21 protein-coding genes are annotated in these 25,639 nt (G+C 72.7%); 11 read left to right on the forward strand and 10 right to left on the reverse strand.

Features of this window, described 5'->3' with window-relative positions; all coding sequences use genetic code 11:
* Nucleotides 1–1,404 (reverse strand): NAD(P)/FAD-dependent oxidoreductase, encoded by a 1,404-nt coding sequence (locus tag BLQ73_RS09225; protein WP_093169969.1) that lies wholly within the window; start codon nt 1,402–1,404, stop codon nt 1–3.
* Nucleotides 1,405–1,613: 209 nt separating this feature from the next.
* Here BLQ73_RS09225 and BLQ73_RS09230 point away from each other — a divergent pair, with 209 nt between their 5' ends.
* Nucleotides 1,614–4,235: a PEP/pyruvate-binding domain-containing protein gene (locus BLQ73_RS09230; protein WP_093169970.1), complete on the forward strand. Its 2,622-nt coding sequence runs from the start codon at nt 1,614–1,616 to the stop codon at nt 4,233–4,235.
* Between the two features lie 52 nt (nt 4,236–4,287).
* Nucleotides 4,288–5,310: an adenosine deaminase gene (add, locus tag BLQ73_RS09235; protein WP_093169971.1), complete on the forward strand. Its 1,023-nt coding sequence runs from the start codon at nt 4,288–4,290 to the stop codon at nt 5,308–5,310.
* Nucleotides 5,311–5,356: 46 nt separating this feature from the next.
* Here add and pgl read toward each other — a convergent pair whose 3' ends face one another.
* From pgl to tkt, 6 genes are read right to left on the reverse strand one after another with little or no spacing between them, the layout of a single operon-like run.
* On the reverse strand, nt 5,357–6,130 hold the full coding sequence (gene pgl / locus BLQ73_RS09240; protein ID WP_093169972.1) for a 6-phosphogluconolactonase: 774 nt from the start codon (nt 6,128–6,130) through the stop codon (nt 5,357–5,359).
* Complete coding sequence (locus BLQ73_RS09245) at nt 6,127–7,041, reverse strand: glucose-6-phosphate dehydrogenase assembly protein OpcA (protein WP_093169973.1); 915 nt, start codon at nt 7,039–7,041, stop codon at nt 6,127–6,129. The genes pgl and BLQ73_RS09245 overlap by 4 nt, the downstream gene beginning before the upstream one ends.
* 1 nt (nt 7,042) lies before the next feature.
* On the reverse strand, nt 7,043–8,710 hold the full coding sequence (zwf, locus tag BLQ73_RS09250; RefSeq protein ID WP_093169974.1) for a glucose-6-phosphate dehydrogenase: 1,668 nt from the start codon (nt 8,708–8,710) through the stop codon (nt 7,043–7,045).
* A gap of 5 nt (nt 8,711–8,715) precedes the next feature.
* Nucleotides 8,716–10,344 (reverse strand): glucose-6-phosphate isomerase, encoded by a 1,629-nt coding sequence (locus tag BLQ73_RS09255; RefSeq protein WP_093169975.1) that lies wholly within the window; start codon nt 10,342–10,344, stop codon nt 8,716–8,718.
* 21 nt (nt 10,345–10,365) lie between these two features.
* A complete protein-coding gene (tal, locus tag BLQ73_RS09260; protein WP_093169976.1) occupies nt 10,366–11,469 on the reverse strand; it encodes a transaldolase in 1,104 nt (367 codons plus the stop codon).
* Between the two features lie 2 nt (nt 11,470–11,471).
* On the reverse strand, nt 11,472–13,505 hold the full coding sequence (gene tkt, locus BLQ73_RS09265; protein ID WP_245690956.1) for a transketolase: 2,034 nt from the start codon (nt 13,503–13,505) through the stop codon (nt 11,472–11,474).
* Nucleotides 13,506–13,967: 462 nt separating this feature from the next.
* On the opposite strand from tkt, the gene BLQ73_RS09270 reads away from it, so the two are divergent.
* Complete coding sequence (locus tag BLQ73_RS09270; protein WP_093169978.1) at nt 13,968–14,930, forward strand: heme o synthase; 963 nt, start codon at nt 13,968–13,970, stop codon at nt 14,928–14,930.
* Nucleotides 14,931–15,030: 100 nt separating this feature from the next.
* Complete coding sequence (locus BLQ73_RS09275; protein ID WP_093169979.1) at nt 15,031–16,206, forward strand: PrsW family intramembrane metalloprotease; 1,176 nt, start codon at nt 15,031–15,033, stop codon at nt 16,204–16,206.
* Nucleotides 16,207–16,319: 113 nt separating this feature from the next.
* Here BLQ73_RS09275 and BLQ73_RS09280 read toward each other — a convergent pair whose 3' ends face one another.
* Nucleotides 16,320–17,027, reverse strand: a complete 708-nt coding sequence (locus BLQ73_RS09280; protein WP_245690938.1) for a SanA/YdcF family protein — start codon at nt 17,025–17,027, stop codon at nt 16,320–16,322.
* A 132-nt stretch (nt 17,028–17,159) separates the two neighbouring features.
* Nucleotides 17,160–18,155 carry a COX15/CtaA family protein gene (locus BLQ73_RS09285; RefSeq protein ID WP_093169981.1) on the reverse strand — a complete coding sequence of 332 codons (996 nt, stop codon included), beginning with the start codon at nt 18,153–18,155 and terminating at the stop codon, nt 17,160–17,162.
* A gap of 94 nt (nt 18,156–18,249) precedes the next feature.
* Here BLQ73_RS09285 and BLQ73_RS09290 point away from each other — a divergent pair, with 94 nt between their 5' ends.
* The 7 genes from BLQ73_RS09290 (at nt 18,250) to BLQ73_RS09320 (ending at nt 24,785) form a co-directional block, all read left to right on the forward strand.
* Entirely contained in the window at nt 18,250–19,389 is a 1,140-nt protein-coding gene (locus BLQ73_RS09290) for an NAD(P)/FAD-dependent oxidoreductase (RefSeq protein ID WP_093169982.1), read from the forward strand.
* Nucleotides 19,386–19,649, forward strand: coding sequence for a (2Fe-2S)-binding protein (locus tag BLQ73_RS09295; RefSeq protein WP_093169983.1), 264 nt, complete (start codon nt 19,386–19,388; stop codon nt 19,647–19,649). Before BLQ73_RS09290 ends, BLQ73_RS09295 begins: the two co-directional genes overlap by 4 nt.
* Nucleotides 19,646–21,040, forward strand: a complete 1,395-nt coding sequence (locus BLQ73_RS09300) for an FAD/NAD(P)-dependent oxidoreductase (RefSeq protein WP_093169984.1) — start codon at nt 19,646–19,648, stop codon at nt 21,038–21,040. Before BLQ73_RS09295 ends, BLQ73_RS09300 begins: the two co-directional genes overlap by 4 nt.
* Complete coding sequence (locus tag BLQ73_RS09305; RefSeq protein WP_093169985.1) at nt 21,037–21,933, forward strand: dihydrodipicolinate synthase family protein; 897 nt, start codon at nt 21,037–21,039, stop codon at nt 21,931–21,933. Before BLQ73_RS09300 ends, BLQ73_RS09305 begins: the two co-directional genes overlap by 4 nt.
* A gap of 181 nt (nt 21,934–22,114) precedes the next feature.
* Complete coding sequence (locus BLQ73_RS09310) at nt 22,115–23,116, forward strand: proline racemase family protein (RefSeq protein ID WP_093169986.1); 1,002 nt, start codon at nt 22,115–22,117, stop codon at nt 23,114–23,116.
* Nucleotides 23,113–24,057 carry an ornithine cyclodeaminase family protein gene (locus tag BLQ73_RS09315; protein WP_093169987.1) on the forward strand — a complete coding sequence of 315 codons (945 nt, stop codon included), beginning with the start codon at nt 23,113–23,115 and terminating at the stop codon, nt 24,055–24,057. The genes BLQ73_RS09310 and BLQ73_RS09315 overlap by 4 nt, the downstream gene beginning before the upstream one ends.
* A 35-nt stretch (nt 24,058–24,092) precedes the next feature.
* Complete coding sequence (locus tag BLQ73_RS09320) at nt 24,093–24,785, forward strand: GntR family transcriptional regulator (protein WP_093169988.1); 693 nt, start codon at nt 24,093–24,095, stop codon at nt 24,783–24,785.
* Between the two features lie 57 nt (nt 24,786–24,842).
* Here the strand turns inward: BLQ73_RS09320 and BLQ73_RS09325 are convergent, their stop codons facing one another.
* On the reverse strand, nt 24,843–25,607 hold the full coding sequence (locus tag BLQ73_RS09325; RefSeq protein WP_093170100.1) for an ABC transporter permease: 765 nt from the start codon (nt 25,605–25,607) through the stop codon (nt 24,843–24,845).
* Between the last annotated feature and the right edge of the window lie 32 nt (nt 25,608–25,639).

Genomic DNA, 25,639 nt, shown 5'->3' on the forward strand with positions numbered 1-25,639 from the left:
TTACCTACCAGTGATCGTGTCGGCGACGCGGGCCAGGGCGGACGTACGGCGCAGCCCCGCGTTCTCGCGGGCGTCGGCCAGGCGGTACAGGCGGTACATGGCGTGCACCCCGAGGAAGCGCAGCGGCTCGGGCTCCCAGTTGCGCATGCGGCGCCCGACCCACGGGAGCGCCGTCAGCTCGGTGTCCTCCCCGAGGATCAGGTCCCGCAGCGTACGGCCCGCCAGGTTGGCCGTCGCGACCCCGTGCCCGGTGTACCCTCCGGCCCAGCCGATGCCGGAGGCGTGGTCCACGTGCACGGTGGAGCACCAGTCGCGCGGCACGCCCAGCACGCCCGACCAGGCGTGGTCCACCTTGTGCTCGGCCACGGCGGGGAACATCCCGGTCAGCAGCTCCCACAGGGCGCTGACTGTCCACGTGTGCGTGTGCCCCCGGTCGTCGACGCGCGAGCCGTACAGGTAGGGTTTGCCGCGCCCGCCGAAGGCGATGCGGCCGTCGGCGGTGCGCTGCGCGTACATGTAGTAGTGCGCGAGGTCGCCGAGCAGTTCCGCGCCGTCCCAGCCGATCGTTTCCCAGACCGCGCCGCTCAGCGGCTCGGTCACGATCATGGAGCTGTTCATCGGCAGCCACGACCGGTGGTATTGCTTGAGGTCGGCGGTGAAGCCCTCGGTGGCGCGGATGACGTAGCGGGCGGTGACGGTCCCGCGCGCGGTGACGGCCCTGCGCGGGGCGATCTCGGTGACGGGGGTGCGTTCGAAGACGTCGACCCCGAGGCCGCGTACGGCGCGCAGCAGTCCGCGCACCAGCTTGACCGGCTGGATGCGCGCGCAGTGCGGGCTGTAGAGCGCGCCGACCGCCCCGGCGACGCGGATCCGCTCCTCGCGTTCGGAGGGTGACAGCAGGCGCACGTCGTCGCTGGTCCACCCCCATGCGCGTTCGTGGGCGAGCAGGGCGCGCAGCCGGGTCTCCTGGGCGGCGTTGGTGGCGACCTGGATCATGCCGCTCTTGACGATGTCGGCGTCGATGCCCTCGGCCCGGGCGACCTCGATCACCTCGTCGACGGCGGCGAACACGGTGCGCTGGAGTGTGCGGGCGGCGAGTGGTCCGTGGGTCCTGGCGAAGCGCTCGGGGGTGCCGGCGAGTTCGCCGGTGAGCCAGCCGCCGTTGCGGCCGGAGGCGCCGTATCCCGCGAACTCCCGCTCCAGCACGGTGATCCGCAGGTCGGGGCGGGCTTTGGCGAGGTAGTACGCGGTCCACAGGCCGGTATAGCCGGCTCCGATGATCGCGACGTCGGCCTCTCGGTCGCCGTCGAGGGGAGCGCCGGGGCGGGGCACGCCCTCGCTGCGGTACCAAAAGGAGACATCACCGTTCACGAATCCATCGGACAGCGGAACACGCACACTCATGGCCCTACATCCTGCTATATCCGTCCATTGGACCGTACCTCGCCACGGAATTCGCACAATCCTTCACGTTTCCGCGCGACCCCTCAGGTGCTGGTGTCCGGGTTCTCCTGGAACCCCTGGTATTCACAAGATTTACTGATTTATCGTATTTGTGAACGTAGCTACAGGGCGTGTGCCTCCACCTTCGGCTTGAGAAGCGGTGAGCTCCCATGAGCGACTTCGTGCTCGACCTCGGCGATCCACGCGCCGAGGTGGCGGTCGCCGGGGGGAAGGGCGCCTCCCTCGCCCGGCTCGCCGCCGCGGAGCTGCCCGTGCCGAACGGTTTCCACATCACGACCTCCGCCTACCGCGCGTTCGTCGACCACCACGGCCTGGGGGAGGAGATCGCCGCCGCCGCGGCGGGGGCCGCCGGTCCGCAGGAGTGCGAGCGGGCCGAACGCGCGATCAGGGCGCTGTTCGCGGACCGCGAGCCGCCCGGCGAGGTCGCCGAGGCGGTGCTCGCCGCGTATGCGGAGCTGGGCCGCCCGGCCGTCGCCGTACGCTCCTCGGCGACCACCGAGGACCTCCCGGGCATGTCGTCGGCGGGTCAGCAGGACAGCTACCTCGGCGTCCGGGGCGACGAGGCGCTGCTCGACGCGGTGAGGCGCTGCTGGGCGTCGCTGTGGAACGCGCGGGCGATCGGCTACCGGGCCGGGCGCGGCGCCGGCCGGGAGGAGCCCGCGCTGGCGGTCGTCGTGCAGGAGCTGGTCGACGCCGAGGCCGCCGGGGTGCTGTTCACCGCCGACCCGCTGACGGGGGAGCGCGGCCGGGTCGTGGTCAACGCCGCGTGGGGGCTCGGGGAGGCTCTGGTGGGCGGGCACGTCACCCCGGACACCGCCGTCGTCGACGCGGCGGCGGGCAGGGTCGTGTCGCAGTCGGTCGCCGTCAAGGAGGTCATGACCGTCGCGGGCCCCGAGGGCACCCGTGAGGTGCCCGTTCCCGACGGGCTCCGCTCCCGCCCCGTCCTCACCGCCGGCCAGGCGGTCGCCCTCGCCGCCCTCGGCACGCGGATCGACGAGCTGTACGGCACGGCCGTGGACGTCGAGTGGGTCAGGTCGGGCGGCGAACTCTCCGTCGTCCAGGCGCGTCCCGTCACCGGGACGCGGTACGCCCGGGTGGCGAAGGAGGCCGCCGAGTGGAACGACAGCCTGCGCGGCTTCTACCTGTGGACGAGCACGAACCTGGGTGAGGCGCTCCCGGAGGTGATGACCCCCTGCACGTGGTCCCTGGTCCGGTCGTTCATCGGGGACACCATGGCGACGTCGCAGCTCCGGGGGCATCCGCTCTGCGGCGTCATCGGCGGACGCTTCTACCTGAACCTGAGCTTCTCCAGTTCGGCGGCCGAAGCCCTCGGCTCGGCGGGGATGCCCGCCCGGGCCGACCTGGTCTTCGGCACGCTGCCCGCGGGGCTCTCCGTCCCTCTGCTGCCGGTCTCCCGGTGGCAGGTCATCCGGGATCTCGTGCCGACGGCGGTCCGCATGATCAGGCGGATCCGGACGAATCTGGCGCGAATGCCCGGCTACCTCGCCGCGCATCCCGCCCTGTGCCGCTCCCTGCGTGAGCGCATCGCGGCGATCGAGGATCCGGCGGAGCTGGCCGCCCTCTGGCGGCGCGAGCTCGCCGGGCGTTTCAGGATGAGTTGCCAGATGCTGGAGGCCGGTGCCCGCAGCGGCGGGCAGACGTTGATGAGCGTCCCGCACACAGTGCGCGAGCTGGTGGGCGAGGCGGACGCCGCCCTGCTGCTCAGCGGCTACCAGGGGGACGCCGCAGGGCTCGCCAGCCTCGGTCCGGTGGTCGGCCTCACGGAGGTGGCCAAGGGACGGCTCGGCCGCGACGACTATGTGGGTCTGTACGGCCACCGCGCACCCAACGAGTTCGAGGTGTCGCAGCCGCGTCCCGCCGAGGACCCCGACTGGATCGACAGGCAGCTCGCCGTCCTCGACGGCGGCGCGGCGGCCGACGACCTGCTGGGCGAGCGCCGGCGGGAGCGGGCGGCGGCGTGGCGGAGGCTGGTGTCGGCCGACCCGCGCCTGGCCGTACGCGTGCGGCGCAAGGTGGAGCGCTGGGCGCGGGTGGCCCGCGCCAGGGAGGCGACGCGCTCGGAGCTCGTCCGCATGTTCTGGGTGCTGCGGGCCTTCGTCGTGCGCGCGGGCGAGCTGACCGGTCTCGGCACCGGCCCCTGGGAGCGGCCGGGCGACGTGTTCTTCCTGAACCTGGACGAGATCCTCGCCAGACTCGACGGACTCGACGGACTCGACGGGGACAGAACGGCGGAGGAGCGGATCGCGGTACGCCGGGAGGTCTTCGAGCGCTTCCGCGCCCTTCCCGTCTATCCCGTCCTGATCCGCGGTCATTTCGACCCCTTCCGCTGGGCCGCTGACCCGGCCCGCCGTACGGACGTGTGGGACGAGGACGCCCGGGTCCCGCCCAAGGACGAGATCTCCGGCTTCCCCGGAGCCGCGGGTGTCGTGGAGGGCCTCGCCAGAGTCGTCGCGTCCCCCGAGGAGGGGCGGGCCCTCCAGGCGGGGGAGGTCCTGGTCACGGTCGTGACCAACATCGGCTGGACCCCGCTCTTCCCGCGTGCCGCCGCGGTGGTGACCGATATCGGCGCCCCGCTGTCGCACGCAGCGATCGTCGCCCGCGAACTCGGCATCCCGGCCGTTGTGGGATGCGGGAACGCCACCGCGCGGCTGCGCACCGGCGACCGGGTGCGCGTGGACGGTGAACGCGGCCTCGTGGAGGTCCTCACCGGCCTCACCGCGGAGTCCCAGAAAGTTGACAGCCTTATGTGAGGTTCGCCGTCTGGACATACGGAGTCCTGATAAATCGCCCTAAGGTCGGCGCATGACGACGATCGACGCCTTCATCGCGGCACTCCCGAAGGCCGAACTCCACCTGCACCTCGTCGGCTCCGCCTCCGTGCCGACGGTGCTGGAGCTCTCCCGGCGGCACCCCGGCAGCCGTGTCCCCAGCCACGAGGAGGAGCTCCGCTCCTTCTACACCTTCCGCGACTTCCCTCACTTTGCCGAGGTCTACGAGGCCGTCAACAGCCTCGTGCGGGAACCCGAGGACGTGGCGACGCTGGTCGACGGCGCGGCGGCGGACCTGGCCGTCCAGAACGCCCGCTATGTCGAGATCACCGTGACCGCCGCCTCCCACCAGCGCGTGGGCATGCCGATGCGGGAGATCACCGAGGCGCTCGACATCGCCGCCGCCCGCGCCGAACACGAGCACGGGCTGCGGGTGAACTACATCTTCGACATCGCCCCCGACTTCGGGATCGAGGCGGTGCGCGGCACCCTGGACCACGCGCTCCAGGAGCCGCCCGCGAACCTCGTGGGCTTCGGCCTCGCGGGCACCGAGCAGAAAAGGGCGCCGCTGCGCGACGAGATCCGCGACGCGTTCCGCGCGGCCCGCGCGGCGGGACTGCGCAGCCTGCCCCACGCAGGGGAGATGAGCGGCCCCGAGACGATCTGGGAGGTCGTGGAGCACCTGGGCGCCGAACGCGTCGGGCACGGCATCCGCTGCCTCGGCGATCCCCGCCTGGTGGCGCACCTCCGTGAGACGCAGATCCCGTTGGAGGTGTGCCCCACCTCCAACGTGTGCACCCAGCAGGTGCCGGACATCGCCGCGCACCCGCTGCCCAGGCTGCTGGAGGAGGGCCTGTTCGTCACCATCAACACCGACGACCCACCGATGTTCGCCACGAACCTGACCAAGGAGTACAAGGTCGTGGCCGACACCTTCGGCCTCGGCCGCGAGCAGCTCGCCGAACTCGCCCGCAACGCCGTGCGCGCCTCCTCCCTCGACGAGCAGGAGCGCAAGGCCCTGATCGCCGAGATCGACCAGGTCGCCGCAGAGGGCTAGGCGCTCCGGGGCGCACGCGGGCGGCCCCGGAGCGGTGGGACCCCGCTCAGGGGGAGGCGACGCGCTCCAGACCGGGCGGGAGGTTCGCCGCGGCCGCGCGGTCCAGCAGGAACAGCGTGCGCCGGCGTCCCCGCGCCCCCGCCGCCGGCACCTGCACCGGTCCGGCCTCCGACAGCGCCAGCCGTACGGCGCCGGCCTTCTCCCCGCCGGCCGCGACCACCCACACCTCGGCTGCGGACCGGATCGACTGCAGCGTCATCGAGATCCGGGTCGGCGGCGGCTTCGGCGAGCCGTGCACCGCGACGGCCGTGCGCTCGTCGTAGAGCGCGGGCCGGCCCGGGAAGAGCGAGGCCACATGGGAGTCCGGTCCCATGCCGAGCAGCATGACGTCGAAGGACGGCACCGGGCCGTGGTCCTCGGGCCGGGCCGCGGCGCGCAGCTCCTGCGCGTAGGAGTCGGCCGACTCCTCGGCGGTCAGGCCCGAGTCGGGCCCCATCATGACGTGCACGCGGGTCGGGTCGAGCTCGACGTGGTCGAGCAGGGCCTTGCGCGCGCCCGTCTCGTTGCGCTCCGGGTCGCCGGTCGGCAGGAAGCGCTCGTCGCCCCACCAGATGTCGAGATGCCGCCAGTCGATCGCGTCGCGGGCCGCGGTGGCGGCCACGGCCGCGAGTACGGCGATGCCGACCGTTCCGCCGGTCAGCACCACCGAGGCGTGCCCCTTGGCCGACTGCGCGTCGACCAGGCGGGTAATCAGCCGCGCGGCGACCGCGTCGGCCAGCACCGAGGGGTCCCGGTGGACAAGGACATGAGGGGTACTCATACGGAACTCCCATCGCGGGCCAGCCGGCGGATCGTCGCCGCGTAGATCTCGTCGGGGTCGAGCCGCCGCAGTTCCTCGGAGAGGAGCTCGGCGGTCGACCGCCGGGCCAGGGCCACCCGGCGGTCGGGCTGGCCCGGCTTCGACAGGGTCGCCAGGCGCGCGTCGGTGCGGGTGATGGTCAGCTCGCCGCCGGGCACCGCCAGCCGTACGCAGGTGAGCCCGGGCCCCTGCGAATCACCCACGGTGATCGGGGCGTCGAGCCGGTCCGAGAGCCAGGCGGCCAGCAGCGGGGCGCTCGGGTTGCCCGACTTGGCCTCCACCGAGCCCGCCGACACCGGGCCCACCGGCTGGTCGAAGGCGGCGGCCAGCAGGCTGCGCCACGGCGTGAGCCTGGTCCAGGTGAGGTCGGTGTCACCGGCGAGGTAGCCGTCCGCCCGCGAGGCGATGGCGGCGATCGGGTCGGGAGCGGCCCTGGCGTCGGTGATGCGGCGCTGGGCGAGCAGGCCGAGCGCGTTCTCGGCGGGAACGCCGGGGCACCCTCCGGGCCACCACGCCACGACGGGCGTGTCGGGCAGGAGCAGCGGGCTCACCACGGACTCGGCGTGCCGGATGAGATCGCCGTACAGCCTTAAGATCACCAGCTCGCCCGGCGTGGCCTCGCCCACGCGCAGCTCGGCGTCGAGCCGGGCCGGCTCTCCGGCCTCCCGCTCGATCACGACCAGGATGCGCGAGGGGTGCTCGCGCGCCGCGTCGGTCGCCGAGCGGACCGCGTCGTACTGCGTGCGCTCGTCGCACGGCACCACCAGGGTGAGCACCATGCCGACCGCGGGCGCGCCCATCTGGTGCCGCAGCCGCGTCAGCATGGCGGAGATCTTGGAGGCGTTGGTGCCGCTCATCGTGAAACTCGTCATGTCAGAGCCTCCTCCAGACCCGGCCGTCGCGGGCCATCATCTCGTCGGAGGACGCCGGGCCCCAGCTCCCGGAGGGGTACTCCTCCGGTTGGCCCTGCGCCGACCAGTGGTCCTCGATCGGGTCGAGGATCTTCCACGACAGTTCGACCTCGCGCTGGTGGGGGAAGAGCGGCGGGTCGCCGATCAGCACGTCGAGCAGGAGCCGCTCGTAGGCCTCGGGGGAGGACTCCATGAACGACTCGCCGTAGGCGAAGTCCATCGAGACGTCACGCACCTCCATCGCCGTGCCGGGCACCTTCGACCCGAAGCGCACGGTGATGCCCTCGTCCGGCTGCACCCGGACCACCAGGGCGTTCTGCCCAAGGATCTCGGTGTCGTCCTCGCTGAACGGCAGGTGCGGCGCCCGCTGGAACACCACGGCGACCTCGGTGACCCGCCGGCCGAGCCGCTTGCCGGTGCGCAGGTAGAACGGCACGCCCGCCCAGCGCCGGTTGGCGATCTCCAGCTTGACGGCCGCGTAGGTCTCGGTCGTCGAGTCCAGGGGGATGCCGTCCTCGTCCAGATAGCCCACCACGGGCTCGCCGCCCTGCCACCCCGCCGCGTACTGCCCGCGCGCGGTGGACAGGGCCAGGTCGTGCGGGAGCCGTACGGCCTTGAGGACCTTCTCCTTCTCCCTGCGCAGCGCGTCGGCGTCGAAGGAGGTGGGGTCCTCCATGGCGACCAGCGCCAGCAACTGGAGCAGGTGGTTCTGGATCACGTCCCTGGCCGCGCCGATGCCGTCGTAGTAGCCGGCTCGGCCCCCGATGCCGATGTCCTCGGCCATCGTGATCTGCACGTGGTCGACGTAGCCGCGGTTCCAGATCGGCTCGAACAGGTTGTTGGCGAACCGCAGCGCCATGATGTTCTGCACGGTCTCTTTGCCGAGGTAGTGGTCGATGCGGAACACCGACTCCTCGGGGAACACCGCGCTGGTGATCTCGTTCAGCTCCTTGGCGGACGCCAGGTCGTGCCCGAACGGCTTCTCGATCACGACGCGCCGCCAGGCGCCCTCGGGCGGGTTGGCGAGGCCGGTGCGCTTGAGCTGCTTCACCACCACCGGGAAGAACTTCGGCGGGACCGACAGGTAGAAGGCGTAGTTGCCGCCGGTGCCGCGCTTCTCGTCGATCTCGGCGAGCGTCGTGGCCAGCGTGTCGAACGCGCCGTCGTCGGAGAACTCGCCCGGAACGAAGTGGATGCCCTCGGCGAGCTGCTTCCAGACCTCCTCCCGGAACGGCGTGCGCGCGTTCTCCTTGATCGCGTCATGGGTGACCTGCGCGAAGTCCTGGTTGGCCCAGTCGCGCCGGGCGAATCCCACCAGCGAGAAGCCCGGGGGCAGCAGCCCCCGGTTGCCGAGGTCGTAGATCGCCGGCAGCAGCTTGCGCCGCGCCAGGTCGCCCGTGACCCCGAACAGCACCAGCACGCACGGCCCCGCGACACGGGGGAGGCGCTTGTCCCTCGGGTCCCGCAGCGGGTTGGCGAGCAGCGCCTCGATCGTGGTCGAGGCGTCCGCGGCGGCGGTGGCCACCGTGATCGCCTCCTCCGCCGGTGCGGCGACGCGCGGCCGGTCGGGGGCGATCGCGCCCCCGTCGGCCGGCTCCGCCTGCTCGGGCACATGTCTGTCGTGGTTCATGGGGCTCACAGCTCTCGCGCGGCGTGCAGCAGGTGGGCGACACCCGCCACGCGGTCGGTCAGGTGCAGGCGCACCGCGGGCCGCGCGCGGCCGGTCAGCGCGCCGAGATCGCCGAGAGCCTGGGCGAGCTGGAGCCTGCCCAGGGTGTACGGCTTGCCGGGCACCGGCACGTCCTCGGTGACGGCCCCGGTGATCTGGAGGAACACGCCGTTCTGGGGGCCGCCCTTGTGGTACTGCCCGGTGGAGTGCAGGAACCGGGGGCCCCAGCCGAAGGTCACCGGCCGGTCGGTGCGCAGCGCCAGCAGCGCCCGCAGCGTCGCCGGGTCGGCCGCGGCCCACGTGTCGGCCATCTCCTCGAAGGAGTCCTCCTCGCTCACCGGCGCGTCGAAGGCCGCCAGGCGGTCCAGGTAGGCCATGACGGCCAGGTAGCCGTCGCCCGGGATCTGCCTGAGCAGCGCGGTCAGCACGGCCGCCACGTTCTTCGGCTGGCCGGGCACCTCGCCGTACACCTCGACCGGGCCGTCCACCAGCAGCGGTTCCCCGACCGGCAGCGGGCCCTCGCCGGCGCTCTCCAGCAGGCGCGTGGTGTTGGCCTTGGACTCGGCCACGTTGGGCTGGTCGAAGGGGTCGATGCCGAGGATCCGCCCGGCGACGGCCGTGGCGTATTCCCAGATGAGGAACTGCGCCCCGAGCGGCCCCTCGACGCGCACGCCGCCCTCGCCGGGCCCGATGACGGCGGTGAGCTCGTCGCGCGCCTCGCCCGGATCGGCCCCGACCACCGGGAGCACGCCCCGGCCCTGCTTGCCCGTGGACTCGGCGATGAGCTGCTCGATCCAGTCCGGCAGGCCGTTGATCTCCGACAGCGAGTCCTCAAGGACCAGCTTGTCGCGCCCGGCCAGGGCCGCCGCGCCGAGAGCCGTGCCCAGTTCGAGGCCGGGGTTGCCCTCGTCCTCGGCGAGCAGCGGGTGTACGGCGCCGGCCTCGTCGAGCAGGGACGCGACGTCGGCCCCCGCCAGCGCGCTCGGTACCAGCCCGAACGCCGACAGGGCGCTGTAGCGCCCGCCGACGTTGGGGTCGGCGAGGATGATGTTGTAGCCCGCCTCGATCGCGAGCTGCTCCAGCGGCGAATCCGGGTCGGTCACCACGACGATGCGGTCGGCCGGGTCGATCCCGGCGTCGCGGAACGCCTGCTCGTAGACGCGCCGGTGGCTGTCGGTCTCCACCGTGCCGCCGCTCTTGCTGGCGACGACCAGGATCGTGCGGTCGAGGCGGTCGCGCAGTGCCCGCAGGACCTGCCCCGGGTCGGTGGTGTCGAGCACCGTCAGCGGCGCGTCGGCCGTCGCGCAGATGACCTCGGGGGCGAGAGAGGAGCCCCCCATTCCCGCGAGGACGACGTGGTCCAGGTGCTCGGCCTGCGCCTTCTCCACCAGGTTGGTGATCTCGGGGATCAGCTCCCGGCTGGTGAGGGGAAGGCTGAGCCAGCCGAGCCGGATGGCCGCCTCGGCTTCGGCCGGGGGACCCCACAGGGTGGGGTCCCCCGACGCGAGGGCTTGCGGCACCCCCTCGGCGGCGAGCTCGCGAGCGGCTTCGGCGGCCTTCTCAGCCACCGCGTCGTCGCCGAAAGTTACCGACATGTCCGTCAAACCCCCATGTTGTCAGGCTTTCTTGAGTTCCGCCTCGACGGTATCGAGCAGTTCCACCCAGGACTCCTCGAACTTCTCGACCCCCTCGTCCTCCAGCACCGTCACGACGTCGTCGTAGTCGATGCCGACCTCCTTCAGGGCGGCCATGTTGTTCCACGCCTTCTCGTAGAAGGGGCGGACCGTGTCGCCGTCCACGCGGGCGTGGTCGGCGGCGGCCTCCAGGGTCTTCTCCGGAAGCGTGTTGACGGTGCCCGGGGTGACGAGCTCGTCCACGTAGAGGGTGTCGGGGTAGTCCTTGTTCTTGGTGCCCGTCGAGGCCCACAGCGGTCGCTGCGGACGGGCGCCCCGCGCCGCCAGCGCCTGCCAGCGCGGCGAGGCCATGACATCCTCGAAGGCGGCGAAGGCCAGACGGGCGTTGGCGATCGCCGCCTTGCCGCGCAGCGCCAGCGCCTCGTCGGTGCCGACGGCGTCGAGCCGCTTGTCGATCTCGGTGTCGACCCTGCTCACGAAGAACGAGGCCACCGAGGAGATGGCGGCCAGGTCGTGACCGGCCGCGGCGGCCTGCTCCAGGCCCGTCAGCCAGGCGTCCATGACCTGACGGTATCGCTCCAGCGAGAAGATCAAGGTCACATTCACGCTGATGCCATCGGCCAGCGCCCGGGTGATCGCGGGAAGGCCCTCGACCGTCGCCGGGATCTTGATGTAGAGGTTCGGCCGGTCGACCATCCACCACAGGGCGCGGGCCTCGGCGATCGTCTTGTCGGTCTCGCGGGCCAGCCGCGGGTCGACCTCGATCGACACGCGGCCGTCCACGCCGGCCGTGGCGTCGTAGACCGGGCGCAGCACGTCGCAGGCCCAGCGGATGTCGAACGTCGTGATCAGGCGGACCGCCTCGCCCACGTCGACCCCGCGGACCGACAGGTCGTGGAGCTGGGCTGCGTAGGCGTCGCCCTTCCGCAGCGCGTTGGCGAAGATCGTCGGGTTCGAGGTCACCCCGACCACGCTCTTGTCGCGGACCAGCTCGGCCAGGTTGCCCGTGCGCAGCCGCTCGCGGCTGATGTCGTCCAGCCACAGGGACACGCCGTGGCCGGAAAGCCTTCTCAGGATCTCACTCATGATCAGTTCCCCGTCGTCTCGCCTTTGTCCGCCCCGGTCCGGGCAAGGCTCGCCTTGGCGGCGGCGGCCACCCGCTCGGCGGTGAGCCCGAACTGCTCGAACAGCGTCCTGTAGGGCGCAGAGGCACCGAAGTGCTCCAGGCTCACCACTTCCCCGTGTTCTCCAACGAACTCCCGCCATCCCAGGGCGATTCCCGCCTCCACCGCGACACGCGCGTGCACGGACGGCGGCAGGACGGTCTGCCGGTAGGCGGCGTCCTGCGTGCGGAACCACTCGACGCACGGCATCGACACCACCCGGGTCGGGATGCCCTCGGCCTCCAGCAGGGCACGGGCGCCCACCGCGAGCTGGACCTCCGACCCGGTCGCGATGATCACGACCCGCGGCTGGCCGGTGGAGGCGTCCTCCAGCACGTAGCCGCCCCGGGCCACCCGGCCCGCGTCGGCGGTGCCCTCGTAGGTGGGGACGTTCTGCCGGGTCAGCGCCAGCGCCGCCGGCCTGTCGTTGTGCTCCAGCACCACGCGCCAGGCCGCCGCCGTCTCGTTGGCGTCGGCCGGGCGCACCACGTCCAGGCCGGGGATGGCGCGCAGAGACCACAGGTGCTCCACGGGCTGGTGCGTCGGGCCGTCCTCGCCGAGGCCGATCGAGTCGTGCGTCCACACGTAGGTCACCGGCAGCTTCATCAGCGCCGCGAGCCGTACGGAGGGACGCATGTAGTCGGAGAACACCAGGAAGGTGCCGCCGTAGGGCCGGGTGCCGCCGTGGAGCGCGATGCCGTTGAGGATCGCCCCCATGCCGTGCTCGCGGACGCCGAAGTGCAGCGTGCGCCCGTAGGGGTTGCCGGGGAACTCCTTGGTCTGGAACTCCTCGGGGATGAAGGACGGTTCGCCCTTCATCGTCGTGTTGTTGGAGTCGGCCAGGTCGGCCGAGCCGCCCCACAGCTCGGGCAGCACCGGCGCGAGCGCGCTCAGCACGTCGCCCGACGCCTTGCGCGTGGCGACCTGGGTGCCGGGCTCGAAGCCCGGCAGGGCCGATGTCCAGCCTACGGGCAGGGCACGGGCGCTGATGCGGTCGAACTCGGCCGCGCGCCCGGGGTTGGCCTGGCGCCAGTTCTCGAAGGACTTGTCCCACTCGGCCCGTGCCGTACGGCTGCGCTCCACCACGTGGCGCGCGTGCTCCAGGACGGCCTCGGGCACGTTGAAGGAGATCTCCGGGTCCATGCCCATGACGCGCTTGGTGGCGGCCACCTCGTCGGGGCCGAGCGCCGAGCCGTGGATCTTGCCGGTGTTCTGCTTGTTGGGAGCGGGCCAGCCGATGATGGTGCGCAGCTTGACCAGGGTCGGCCGCTCGGTCTCGGCGCGGGAGGCCTCAAGGGCCTGGTGCAGCGCCTCGACGTCCTCGACGTACTCGCCGGTGCGCGTCCAGTCGACCTCGATCACGTGCCAGCCGTACGCCCTGTAGCGCGCGCTCACGTCCTCCGACAGCGCGATGCGCGTGTCGTCCTCGATGGAGATGCGGTTGTCGTCGTAGAGGAGCGTGAGGTTGCCGAGCTTCTGGTGGCCGGCGAGGGCCGACACCTCGTGGCTGATGCCCTCCTCGATGTCGCCGTCGGAGGCGAAGCACCAGATGTGGTGGTCGAAGGGGCTGCTGCCGGGCGCGGCGTCGGGGTCGAACAGGCCGCGCTCGCGGCGGGCCGCCATGGCCATGCCGACGGCGTTGCCGATGCCCTGCCCGAGCGGGCCCGTGGTCGTCTCCACGCCGGCCGTGTGGCCGTGCTCCGGGTGGCCGGGTGTGAGGCTGTCCCACTGGCGCAGCATCCTGAGGTCATCGAGCGACAGCCCGTAGCCCGACAGGTAAAGCTGGATGTACAGCGTCAGGCTGGTGTGGCCGCACGACAGGACGAAACGGTCCCTACCTGCCCAGGTCGGGTCGGTGGGGTCGTGGCGCATGGTGCGCTGGAAGAGTAGGTAGGCGGCGGGAGCCAGGCTCATCGCGGTGCCGGGGTGACCCGATCCCGCGTTCTCCACCGCATCCATCGCCAAGGCCCTGATGACGTCGATCGTCCGCCGATCGAGATCGTTCCACTCAAGGGCTGGCACGAGTTCGCTGCTCAACTGCTCGCTCTCCGGATCTAGATTGTGGTGGTCGTGATGAGGGCACCGCTGCGGGATTCCCGCCCACACCGGACCCTAACGGAACGGCCCAGGTAGCGGTGTCGTGACATGGCAGGCGCCGCAGGGCCCTCAGCGCTTATCCTGCCCCCTCGCCCGCCCCTCGCCCACTCCGCGCCCTACCCGCGGGTGCGGTCGCCGCGCCCGGGAGGCCATGGCGTTGAGCAGGGCATACCCTGGAACACGGCGTCGACCGCCGCGCCCCCCGTGCCGGGACCGGCCCTGGCCCCCACTAAAGTGATTTTCGCAAAGGCCGCTCGATACGGCGTTCACGGATCCGCTCTAATTCAGAGGTTACGCGTTGACCCCGCACGTGCTGGAAGTGCCTTGACGGTGCTCACGAACAAGCCATCGACCGCCCCGGGTGGGCCGTCGCACGCGACGCGTCCCCAGGTGGAGCGCCGATCGATCGGCGGGCTCGTCAAGGCATACGTCGCGCTGACCAAGCCGCGGATCATCGAGCTGCTGCTCACGACGACGCTGCCGGTGATGTTCCTCGCGGCCAAGGGCCTGCCGCCCCTGTGGCCCTCCATCGCCACGCTCGTGTTCGGCACCCTGTCCGCGGGCAGCGCCAACGCCCTCAACTGCTACGTGGACCGCGACATCGACGCGACGATGCGGCGCACCCGGCGCCGCCCCCTCGCCCGCGATCAGGTCTCCCCGCGCGGCGCGTTGATCTTTGGCATAGTTTTGGGTGTGCTGTCGACCCTTGGCCTCGGCCTTGCGGTCAACTGGGTGTCCGCTGCCCTGTCCCTCGGCGCGATCCTGTTCTACGTCCTGGTCTATTCGATGCTGCTCAAGCGGCGCACCGCCCAGAACATCGTCTGGGGGGGCATCGCCGGGTGCATGCCGGTGCTGATCGGCTGGTCCGGCGTCACCGGGCGGCTCGACTGGGCGCCCGTGGTGCTGTTCGGCGTCGTGTTCCTGTGGACCCCGCCCCACACCTGGACCCTGGCGATGCGCTACAAGGAGGACTACGCGGCGGCCAAGGTGCCGATGCTGCCCGTCGTCGCCACCGAGCGCCGGGTCATCCTGGAGAGCATCGCCTACACCTGGGCCACGGTGGCCTGCTCGCTGCTGCTGTGGCCTGTGGCCGGCACCACCCTGCTCTACCCGGTCGTCGCCGCGGTGCTCGGCGCGGTCTGCCTGTGGGAGGCGCACCGCCTGCTGCGGCGCCACAACGCCGGCAGGCGCGGCCTGGAACTGCGCCCGATGCGCTTCTTCCACTGGTCCAACGCCTACCTCGCGCTGCTGTTCCTGACCGTCGCCATCGACTCTCTGCTCGTCTGAGAGCCGGGAGCGGACGGGGCCCCGACGTGCGGTCGTCACATGGCGTGACCGCTTGCTTCCGGCGAGGGACACGCCGTGGTAGATCGGTTACAGTCACAGCATGACGACCCGAGATCCGCGCTGGGTGTTCAAGGACCGCCCGTCCCTGAGCTTGATCGTCGGGCTCGTCCTCGCCGGCATCTGCGCGCTGGTGTCGCTGTCGTTCGACATCCTGAACGGTGAACCGGTCCAGTTCTTCATCGCCCTGGCCCTGGCCATCGCCCCGGTGCCCGTGCTGCTGGCCGCCGTCCTCGCCCTCGACCGCATGGAGCCCGAGCCGCGCAGCAACCTCATCTTCGCCTTCGCCTGGGGCGCCGGCATCGCCGTCCTCGTGGCGGGGCTGATCAACTCGCTCAACCTGCACTACCTGGGCGAGGCAGCCCAGATGTCGGCGCTCAGCGCCCGCAACATCGCGGCGACCTTCGGCGCCCCGGTGGTCGAGGAGACGATGAAGGGCCTGGTGCTCTTAGGGCTCCTCAGGTTCCGCAGCCAGGAGCTCGACGGGCCGACCGACGGCATCATCTACGCCGGCATGGTGGGCCTCGGCTTCGCCATGAGCGAGAACGTCAGCTACTACATCACGGCGCTGCAGGGGAGCGGGCCGCAGGGGCTCGCGGTCACGGTGGTGCTGCGCGGCGTGCTGTCGCCGTTCGCCCATCCCCTGTTCACCTCGATGATCGGCATCGCCGTCGCCTACGCCGCACACCAGCGGGGCGGCCGGCGGGTCGTCGTCATCGTGCTGGGCTGGCTGGGGGCGATGCTGCTGCACGGCATCTGGAATGGGTTCGCCTCCTACGGGGGGTTCGACGGGCTGGTGATCGCCTACCTCGTGCTGATGGGCGTGCTCTTCATCCTGATCGGCGTGGTGCTGCGGGACAGGAAGAGGATCGTGGCGCTGATCGTGCGCTACCTCCCCGCCTACGCCCCCACCCGGCTCGTCAACCCCTCCGACGTCTACATGCTGTCGGCGCTCTCGCGCCGCCGCCTCGCCCGCCAGTGGGCCAGGAACAACGGCGGCACCGAGGGTCTGCGGGCCATGAGCGACTACCAGCTCGCCGCCACCGAGCTCGGCCTGCTCCACGAACGGGCCGCCAAGGGCATCATCGGCGAGGCCGTCTTCCGCGCCGAGCAGCAGGCCCTGCTCCAGTGCATGCAGACCGCCCGCGCCCGCTTCCCCGTCAAGGCCGACCGCGCCACGAACCCCTGGGGCGCTTCTCCGAGCAGTCCGCCTATGTGATCAGGCGTCTGCGAAGCGCATCGGGATCGTTGTGGGGCCGGCGGGCACGGAGCGCGCCCGCCAGATGCGCAGGCACATGCGGGACGCCCCCGAACCGCCGGTCTGAGCGGCCGTCAGCCCGCGAGGACGCGTTCCAGCGAGGTCTCGCGGGGGCCGGGGAAGTAGGGCTCCGACCGAAGCACCACGGCGTCCAGGAAGCCCTTGGCCGCGGCGGCGAACTCCCGCACGGCGTATACGTAGGTCGACGCCCACCGCCGGGCCGAGTCGTCGCCCACGCCGAAGGCGGCCAGGCCCGCCGTACGGCACAGCGCGACGGCCCTCGGCAGGTGGAACTGCTGGGTGACGACGGTGATCTGCCTGGCGCCGAAGACCTGCCGGGCGCGCACGCAGGAGTCCCAGGTGTCGAACCCCGCGTAGTCGAGCACCTGAACGGCGGCGGGGATGCCGCGTCCGACCAGGTAGTCGCGCATGACGCCGGGCTCGTCGTATTCCACGCGGCTGTTGTCGCCGGACAGCAGGATCGCCTTTACCTTGCCCGCCCGGTAGAGGTCGGCCGCGATGTCGAGCCTGGCCGCGAGCATGGGGGTGGGGCGGCCGTCGCGGATGCCGGCGCCGAGGACGAGCGCGGTCTGGGAGGCCGGTACGGCGTCCAGCCACCTCGCCCCGCTGTCGGCGGTCACGCGGTACGGGTCGCTGCTGAGCCATGCCCAGCTGAGGGGTGCGACGGCGATCAGGCTGAGCAGGACGCAGATCTGGTAGGCCCGTCGCAGTGCCGTACGGGAGCGGGGGAGGGGCAGGCGGAACTCTCGGGCATTTGCCAACAAAACACACCTCGCCGCGGGTGGGGGAGTGGCGGACGAATCACTCGCAATCATGGCGGATCAGTGCGAGGTGTGGCGGCCGGTCGGCGGGGGAGGGGAGGGGAGGGGATCGGTCCCCCGGCCGGGCGAGGGTCAGCCCGGCTGGGCGGCGGGCGACGCGGCGATCGGGCCGACGGGCTGGACACCCGGCAGCGGGTCCCTGGTCCGCAGTGAGGAGGCCGCGCGCAGGGCCGAGATCCACACCAGGGTCGCCCCGAACACGTGCACGGCCACCAGGAACGCCGGGATGGCGAGGAAGTACGACAGGTAGCCGATCGCCCCCTGCGCCAGCTCGACGCCGAGGAGGACCACCGTGGCGCGTACGGCGGGAGCCGGTCCGCCGGTCGCCCGCAGGGCGAGCCACAGGCCGACGGTGATGGCGACCGCGATGTACACGAAGGCCGAGTGGGTCCGGGCCACGCTCTCCAGGTCGAGGGCGAACCGCGTGGCGGCGACGTCGCCGGAGTGCGGGCCGGTGCCGGTGGTGACGACCCCGGCGACGATCACGGCCGCGATGGCGGCGACCATCGCGTGGCCGATCAGCCGCACCCGCGCCGGGACGAGCGGGCGCACCGGCCCGTCGTCCTCCTGGCAGCGCTTGTAGAGCGCCCACGCGGCGGCGATCATGCCGATCGAGATCAGGAAGTGCATGCTCACCGTGAACGGATTGAGCGCGCTGCGCACCACCAGGCCGCCCCAGAGGCCCTGGACGAGGACGCCGAGCGGCTGGAGGAGGGCCAGCGTCACCAGGGACGTGCGGCGGGGCTCGCCGCGCACCGCGCCGATCAGGCAGGCGAGGGCCACGGCCAGCACGACGAAGGTCAGCATCCGGTTGCCGAACTCGATCGCCATGTTGATCGGCGAGTGCGCGGGGTGCCCCTGGGGGATGAAGCTCTCCGGAGTGCACCTCGGCCAGGTTGGGCAGCCGAGGCCGGACTTGGTGACCCGCACCGACGCCCCTGTGACCGTGATCCCCGCGTTGGCGACGACGGCGGCGAGGGCCCATTTCCGCATCGAATCCGCGGTGGGAGCCCAGAAGGAGAGGTAAAAGGCGCGTAGCAGGCCAGTCAGGCGGTTCACGGAATTCATCGTAGGCGGCGGGGGCGGCGGTCCCCGCGTCGCACCGTCTTTTGCGTCCTTGTATGGGTATGCGACATGTGACATATTACTGTCGGAGGTGGGGATGCCTGACGTCGTGGTGATCGGAGCGGGGATCGTCGGTGCCGCCTGCGCCCACTACGCGGCGGAGAAGGGCCTCACCGTGACCGTCGTCGACCGGGGCCCGGTGGCCTCGGGCACCACCGGCGCGGGAGAGGGCAACATCCTGGTCTCGGACAAGGAACCCGGTCCCGAGCTGGACCTCGCCCTGCTGTCGTCCGGGCTGTGGAGAGAACTGGCCGCGCCCGCCGGGCCGTACGCGCTGGCGATGGAATACGAGCAGAAGGGCGGGCTCGTCGTCGCCGGCCGCCAGGAGACCATGGCGGCCCTCGCCGGGCTGGCCGCCCGGCAGGCGGCGAGCGGCGTGGAGCGGGAGCTCGCGGCCGACCCCCGCGAGCTCGAACCCGACCTCGCCCCCGGGCTCGCCGGAGGCGTGCTCTACCCCCAGGACGCCCAGGTGCAGCCCATGCGCGCCGCCGCCGCCCTCCTCGCCTGCGGCGGGAGCCGCCGTGCCGTGCACCTGCTCACCGGCACCGAGGTCACCGGCCTGCTGCGCGACGGCGACCGGGTCGCCGGCGTGCGCACCGGCAGGGGCGACATCCACGCGGACGCGGTCGTGAACGCCGCCGGGACGTGGGGCGGCGAGATCGCCGCGATGGCCGGGACCGCCCTGCCGGTCCACCCCCGGCGCGGCTTCATCCTCGTGACCGAACCGCTCACCTCGCCCAGGATCCGGCACAAGGTCTACACCGCCGCCTACATCACCGACGTGGCCGGCGACTCGGCCGGGCTCGCCAGCTCCGCCGTGGTGGAGAGCACGATGGCGGGTACCGTGCTCATCGGGGCCAGCCGGGAACGCGTCGGATTCGACCGCACCCCGTCGACGCCGGTGCTGCGCACCCTCGCGGCGCAGGCCGTCGCCCTTTTCCCGGGCCTCGCCGACCGCCACGTGATCCGCACCTACTGCGGGTTCCGCCCCTACCTCCCCGACCACCTGCCGGCCATCGGGCAGGACCCCTCCGCGCCCGGCCTCCTGCACGCCTGCGGCCACGAGGGCGCGGGCGTCGGCCTCGCCCCCGCCACCGGACACCTGATCGCGCGGCTGCTCGCCGGAGAGCGGCCCGACCTCGACCTCGGCCCCTTCGACCCGGGACGGTTCGCATGACGATCGAGCGGGGACACGACCGTTTCGAGATCGACTTCGAGGGGCGGCCCGTCCCGGTGGTCGCGGGGCAGACCATCGGTGCGGCGCTCCACGCGGCCGGGATCGCCGGCTGGCGCACCACCCGCGTGGGAGGCAGGCCGCGCGGCCTGTTCTGCGGGATCGGCGTCTGCTTCGACTGCCTGGTCACCGTGGACGGCCGGACCTCGGTGCGCGCGTGCCTGACGCCGGCCCGCCCCGGAGACGAGGTGAGCGGGGCGTGACCTCCTGCGACCACTACGACCTGGCCGTGGTCGGCGGCGGCCCCGCGGGGCTCGCGGGCGCCGCCGAGGCCGCCTCGGCGGGGCTGGCCGTGGCCCTGCTCGACGCCGGGCCGCGGCTCGGCGGGCAGTTCTACCGGCACTGGCCAGGCCGTGAGCACCCCCGGCTGCTGCGGTTGCGCGACGCGCTTCCGCGCGGCGTCGACGTGCTGACCGAGCACCGGGTGTGGAGCGCGGAGAGGCGGCCGGGGGGCTTCGCCGTACACTGCCTGGCCGGAGGTAGGGACGAGCGGCCCGCCGAGATCGGCGCGCGGGCGCTGCTGATCGCCACGGGGGCGCATGACCTGGTGCTGCCGTTCCCCGGGTGGGACCTGCCGGGCGTCATGACCGCGGGGGGCGCCCAGGCGCTGCTGAAGGGCGGGCTGGTGCTCGCGGGTAGCCGGGTCGCCGTGGCGGGCACCGGGCCGTTCCTGCTGCCCGTCGCGATCTCGCTGGCCGAGGCGGGCGCCCGGGTCGTCGGCGTCTTCGAGGCGGGCCGCCCGCTCGCCGCCGCGGGCGCTCTGCTGCGCGGCCCCGGCCGGCTGGCCGAGGCCGCGGCGTACGGCATGGGCCTGGCACGTCACCGCATCCCTTACCGGACCGGTCACGCGGTGGTGGCCGCGCACGGGGACGCCCGCGTGGACCGGGTGACCGTCGCCCGGGTGGACGCCGCCTGGCGGCCGGTGCCCGGCGGGCCTGCGGCCGTGGAGTGCGACGCGCTGGCCGTGGGCTACGGTTTCCTGCCCCAGCTCGACCTGGCGCTCCAGCTCGGCTGCCGCATCGTCCCCGGGCCCGCCGCGTACGTGGACGCGGGGCGTCGCACGAGCGTCCCCGGCGTCTACGCGGCCGGGGAGACGACCGGCGTCGGCGGAGCCGTACTCGCCGAGGCGGAGGGCCGGATCGCGGGCCGGGCGGCGGCGGCCGACCTCGGGCGGCGCGTCCCGCCCGCGCCCGGCCTGTCGCGCCGCGCCGACCGCCTCGCGGCCTTCGCCCGGGCGCTGCGCGACGCCTACCCCGTACGCGACGGATGGCGCTCGTGGCTCACCGACGACACCCTGATCTGCCGGTGCGAGGAGGTGAGCCACGCGCGGGTGCGCGAGGCTCTCGCCCTCGGCGCGACCGACGCCCGCTCGGTGAAGCTGCTGGCCAGGCCCGGCATGGGGTGGTGCCAGGGCCGTATGTGCGGTTACGCGGTGGCGTGCCTGGCGGGGGAGGACCCGGCCTCGGCCGTACCCCGCAGGCCCGTGGCCCAGCCGATCCGCCTCCGCGACCTCGCGGAGGGGCCCGGCGCCGCACCCCGGGGACCTTCCGACCAGATCAGTGATCCTCCGAGGAAAGGAACCGACCCCCTATGACGACGACCCCCTGGCGCGGCGTGATGGTCGCGACCGCCCTGCCGCTGCGCGACGACCTGTCCGTCGACCTCCCCGCCTATGCCGACCACTGCCGGTGGCTGATCGAGCACGGGTGCGACGGCGTCGTGCCCAACGGGTCGCTGGGGGAGTACCAGACGCTCACCGAGCGCGAGCGGACCCAGGTGGTGGAGACCGCCGCGGCGGCGGTGGGCGGCGGCCGGGTCATGCCCGGCGTGGCGGCGTACGGCGCGGCCGAGGCCAGGAGGTGGGCCGAACAGGCGGCCGAGGCCGGCTGCGGTGCGGTCATGCTGTTGCCGCCGAACGCCTACCGGGCCGACGAGCGGGCCGTGGTCGCGCACTACCGGGAGGTCGCGCGGGCCGGGCTGCCGATCGTGGCCTACAACAATCCGCACGACACCCGGGTCGACCTCACGCCCGGCCTGCTCGCCGCGCTCTACCACGAGGGGCTGATCGTCGCGGTCAAGGAGTTCAGCGGGGACGTACGGCGGGCCTACCGGATCGCCGAGGCCGCGCCGGGGCTGGACCTCCTCGTCGGCGCGGACGACGTCCTGCTCGAACTGGCGCTGGCGGGGGCCGTCGGGTGGATCGCCGGCTTCCCGAACGCGCTGCCGGGGCCGTGCGTGGAGCTCTACCGGGCCGCGGTGGAGGGGGACCCGCGTGCGGCGCTCCCGCTGTACCGGGCGCTGCACCCGCTGCTGCGCTGGGACTCCGAGACGGAGTTCGTGCAGGCCATCAAGCTGGCCATGGACGCCGCCGGGCGCTGGGGCGGGCCCTGCCGCCCGCCCCGGGAGGCGCTCGCCCCTGAGAGCGAGGCGGCGGTGCGGGTCGCCGTGGAGAAGGCGCTCGCGGGGTTTCCCGGGGGACCGCGCTGAGCCGGGCCACCGCGGGTACGCGGGTACGCGGGTACGCGGGTACGCGGGTACGCGGGTACGCGGACAGGCGGACAGGCGGACAGGCGGGCATCGGCAGGGATGGAAACGGTAGAGATGAAAAGTGAGGTGAAATCCTGTTGAATCAGCGAGCCTCCACAGGAACCTCTACGAAGGGGGCTGGATGAGGACCAAAAGGGTCTTCAGTGCCGTCGATTCCCATACCGAAGGCATGCCCACCCGCGTGATCACGGGCGGTGTGGGAGTGATCCCCGGCGCGACCATGGCCGAGCGCCGCGCGCACTTCATGGCCGACCTCGACCACATCCGCACCCTGCTGATGTACGAGCCGCGCGGCCACGCGGCGATGAGTGGCGCCATCCTGCAGCCGCCCACCCGGCCCGACGCCGACTGGGGCGTCGTCTACATCGAGGTGTCGGGCTGCCTGCCCATGTGCGGCCACGGCACCATCGGCGTCGCCACCGTACTCGTGGAGACCGGCATGGTGGACGTGGTGGAGCCCGTGACCACCATCAGGCTCGACACCCCCGCCGGGCTCGTCGTGGCCGAGGTGCGCGTCGAGGACGGCGCCGCGCAGTCGGTCACCATCCGGAACGTGCCGTCGTTCAGCGTCGCGCTGGACCGTTCCGTCACGGTGCCCGGCCTAGGCGAGGTCGTCTACGACCTCGCCTACGGCGGCAACTTCTACGCGATCGTGCCCATCGAAGCGGTCGGACTGCCGTTCGACCGGGCACACGGGCAGCGGATCCTCGCCGCGGGCCTGCACATCATGGACGCGATCGCCGAGGACGGCGAGCCGGTCCACCCCCTCGACCCCGGAATCAGAGGCGTACGCCACGTGCAGTTCACCGCCCCCGGCTCCAACGCCGAACTGTCGCGCCACGCGATGGCCATCCACCCCGGCTGGTTCGACCGGTCGCCCTGCGGCACCGGGACCAGCGCCCGCATGGCGCAGCTCCACGCGCGCGGCGAACTGGCCGCCGGCGCGGACTTCGTCAACGAGTCGTTCATCGGCACCCGCTTCATCGGCCGCATCGTCGAGGAGACCGAGGTGGCGGGGCTGCCCGCCGTCGTGCCGACGATCACCGGGCGGGCGTGGCTGACCGGCACCGCGCAGTACTTCCTCGACCCGCGCGACCCCTTCCCCCAGGGATTCCTGCTGTGACGGGGCTGCCCTACCTCGACGCCGAGGTGCTGAGGAAGACCGTGCCGATGGGCCGGGCCGTACAGGTCCTCAAAGAGGCCCTGGTGGACGGGCTCGACCCCGAGCAGGGCACCCTCCGGTCCGCCCTCGACGTGCCGGCCGGGCAGGTGCTCACCATGCCCGCCCACGCCGGGCGCTACGCGGGCGTGAAGATCGTGACGGTCGCCCCGGGGAACGCCGACCGGGGCCTGCCCCGCATCCAGGGCGCCTACCTGCTCATGGACGGGGAGACGCTCGCGCCCCTCGCCACCATGGACGGGGTCGCGCTCACATCCCTGCGCACCCCGGCCGTCTCGGCGGTGGCCGTGGACGCCCTGGCGGTGCCGTACGCGAGCTCCATGGTCGTGTTCGGGACCGGCCCGCAGGCGATCGGCCACGTCGAGGCGTTCCGCGCCGTGCGGCCGGTCGAGCGGGTCACCGTCGTCGGCAGGCACCCGGGCCGTACGGCGGACGCCGCGGCCGAGTGCGAGGCGCTCGGCGTGGCCGCCGCGGCGGCCGGGCCCGGGGCCGCGGCGGAGAAGGCAGTGGCGGAGGCCGATCTGGTCGCCTGCTGCACAACCGCGCGCACGCCGCTGTTCCCCGGTAGGCTCGCCCGCGATGACGCTACCGTTGTCGCCGTCGGCTCCCACGAGCCCGAGGCGCGCGAGGTCGACGACGCCCTCGTGACCCGGGCCACCGTGGTGGTCGAGTCGCGGTCCGCGGCCCTCGCCGAGGCGGGCGACATCATCATCCCCATGCGCGGCGGCGCGATCACGGTCGGCCACATCGCGGGGAACCTCGCCGAGCTGCTCACGGGCCGCATCGTGCGCGGAGCCGGGCCCGCCTTCTTCAAGAGCGTGGGCATGGCGTGGGAGGACCTGGTGGTCGCGGTCGCCGCCTACGAGGCGTGGGCCGCCCGATGAGGACCTGACGGGTCCGACGAGGAGAGAACGACGCGATGGTGCCTTCGGCCCAGGACCGGCTCGCCCTTCCGGCGGTGGGCGAGCGGCAGAGCCTGCGCGAACAGGTCGCCGACGCGCTCAGAGCGGCCCTCGTCACCGGGGAGATGAGGCCGGGGGTGGTCTACTCCGCCCCCGTCCTGGCGGCGCAGTTCGGGGTCTCGGCCACGCCTGTGCGCGAGGCGATGCTCGACCTCGCCAAGGAGGGCCTGGTCGAGGCCGTGCGCAACAAGGGGTTCCGGGTCACCGCCCTGTCCGATCGGGACCTCGACGAGCTGACGGAGCTGCGCCGCCTGATCGAGGTGCCGACGGTGGCCCGGCTCGCCGGCACGGCGGACCCGGCGGAGCTGGAGCTGCTGCGCCCGGTCGCCGAGGAGATCGTCCGCGCCGCCGAGACCGGTGACCTGCTGTCCTATGTGGACGCCGACCTGCGCTTCCACGTGGGGCTGCTGTCGCTGGCGGGCAACATGCGCCTGGTCGAGATCGTGCGGGACCTTCGCAACCGGGCCAGGCTCTACGGGCTGGAGGCGCTCTACCGCACCGGGGGGCTCGTGCACTCGGCCAGGGAGCACGTCGAGCTGCTGGACGCCCTGGTCGCCGGGGACGGAGACAGGACCGAGGCCCTCATCTCCCAGCACATCCAGCACGTCCGGGGCATCTGGGCGAGCCGGCCGGAACAGCCCCTCCGCTAGCCCCTCCGGCAGGGCCGCGGGGATGGGCGCCGGCAGGGCCGCGGGCAGGGCCGCCGCCTACTCCCAGCGGAACGTGCGGGCGGCGAGCCCGAGCGACACCACGGCCCAGGCGGCCAGCACTCCGACGGCGGCCAGGGACAGGCCGCCGCCCGACAGCACCTGGCGCAGCCCCTCGCTGAGCGCGGAGATCGGCAGCGCCGAGAGCACCGCCTCCACCCCGTCGGGGAACCTCGACAGTGGGAACACCACGCCCCCGCATCCCAGCATGACCAGGTAGACCAGGTTGGCCCCGGCCAGCGTCGCCTCCGCCCGGAGCGTGCCCGCCATGAGCAGGCCGAGCCCGCTGAAGGCCGCCGTGCCGAGCACGAGCAGCAGCGCCGCGGCGAACGGCGACCCCGAGGGGCGCCAGCCGAGCGCCAGGGCGACGCCGCAGACCACCAGGACCTGGAGCACCTCGACGGCGATCACGGCGAGTGTCTTGGCCGACATCAGCCCGGCCCGGGTCAGCGGCGTCGCGCCGAGCCGTTTGAGCACACCGTATCTCCGCTCGAAGCCGGTGGCGATCGCCTGCCCGGTGAAGGCGGTCGACATGACCGCCAGCGCCAGCACGCCGGGGGTGAGGAAGTCGACGCGCGAGCCGCCGCCCACGTCGACCAGGGGCGCGGTCGAGAAGCCGACCAGCAGCAGCACCGGGATGATCAGCGTGATCAGGAGCTGCTCGCCGTTGCGCAGGATCGCCCGCACCTCCGCCCCGGTCTGCGCCAGAACCCTTGCCGTGAACGGCGCGGCGCCCGGGGCCGGTGTGAAGTCGAGCGGCGCCACCGGACTCTCTCCCGGGGCGCGTTCCCGCGGGT

Source organism: Sinosporangium album (assembly GCF_900100605.1).
In the GTDB taxonomy this organism is placed as follows: domain Bacteria; phylum Actinomycetota; class Actinomycetes; order Streptosporangiales; family Streptosporangiaceae; genus Sinosporangium; species Sinosporangium album.

Excerpts from the sequence above, each read along its gene's own strand:
- tal (WP_093169976.1), bottom strand. The coding sequence starts at position 11,469 with ATGAGTGAGATCCTGAGAAGGCTTTCCGGCCACGGCGTGTCCCTGTGG.
- BLQ73_RS09245 (WP_093169973.1), bottom strand. The coding sequence starts at position 7,041 with ATGACGAGTTTCACGATGAGCGGCACCAACGCCTCCAAGATCTCCGCC.
- BLQ73_RS09305 (WP_093169985.1), top strand. The coding sequence starts at position 21,037 with ATGACGACGACCCCCTGGCGCGGCGTGATGGTCGCGACCGCCCTGCCG.
- add (WP_093169971.1), top strand. The coding sequence starts at position 4,288 with ATGACGACGATCGACGCCTTCATCGCGGCACTCCCGAAGGCCGAACTC.
- pgl (WP_093169972.1), bottom strand. The coding sequence starts at position 6,130 with ATGAGTACCCCTCATGTCCTTGTCCACCGGGACCCCTCGGTGCTGGCC.
- BLQ73_RS09275 (WP_093169979.1), top strand. The coding sequence starts at position 15,031 with ATGACGACCCGAGATCCGCGCTGGGTGTTCAAGGACCGCCCGTCCCTG.
- BLQ73_RS09320 (WP_093169988.1), top strand. The coding sequence starts at position 24,093 with ATGGTGCCTTCGGCCCAGGACCGGCTCGCCCTTCCGGCGGTGGGCGAG.
- BLQ73_RS09285 (WP_093169981.1), bottom strand. The coding sequence starts at position 18,155 with ATGAATTCCGTGAACCGCCTGACTGGCCTGCTACGCGCCTTTTACCTC.
- BLQ73_RS09295 (WP_093169983.1), top strand. The coding sequence starts at position 19,386 with ATGACGATCGAGCGGGGACACGACCGTTTCGAGATCGACTTCGAGGGG.
- zwf (WP_093169974.1), bottom strand. The coding sequence starts at position 8,710 with ATGAACCACGACAGACATGTGCCCGAGCAGGCGGAGCCGGCCGACGGG.
- BLQ73_RS09310 (WP_093169986.1), top strand. The coding sequence starts at position 22,115 with ATGAGGACCAAAAGGGTCTTCAGTGCCGTCGATTCCCATACCGAAGGC.
- BLQ73_RS09255 (WP_093169975.1), bottom strand. The coding sequence starts at position 10,344 with ATGTCGGTAACTTTCGGCGACGACGCGGTGGCTGAGAAGGCCGCCGAA.
- BLQ73_RS09225 (WP_093169969.1), bottom strand. The coding sequence starts at position 1,404 with ATGAGTGTGCGTGTTCCGCTGTCCGATGGATTCGTGAACGGTGATGTC.
- BLQ73_RS09290 (WP_093169982.1), top strand. The coding sequence starts at position 18,250 with ATGCCTGACGTCGTGGTGATCGGAGCGGGGATCGTCGGTGCCGCCTGC.
- BLQ73_RS09230 (WP_093169970.1), top strand. The coding sequence starts at position 1,614 with ATGAGCGACTTCGTGCTCGACCTCGGCGATCCACGCGCCGAGGTGGCG.
- tkt (WP_245690956.1), bottom strand. The coding sequence starts at position 13,505 with ATGGATGCGGTGGAGAACGCGGGATCGGGTCACCCCGGCACCGCGATG.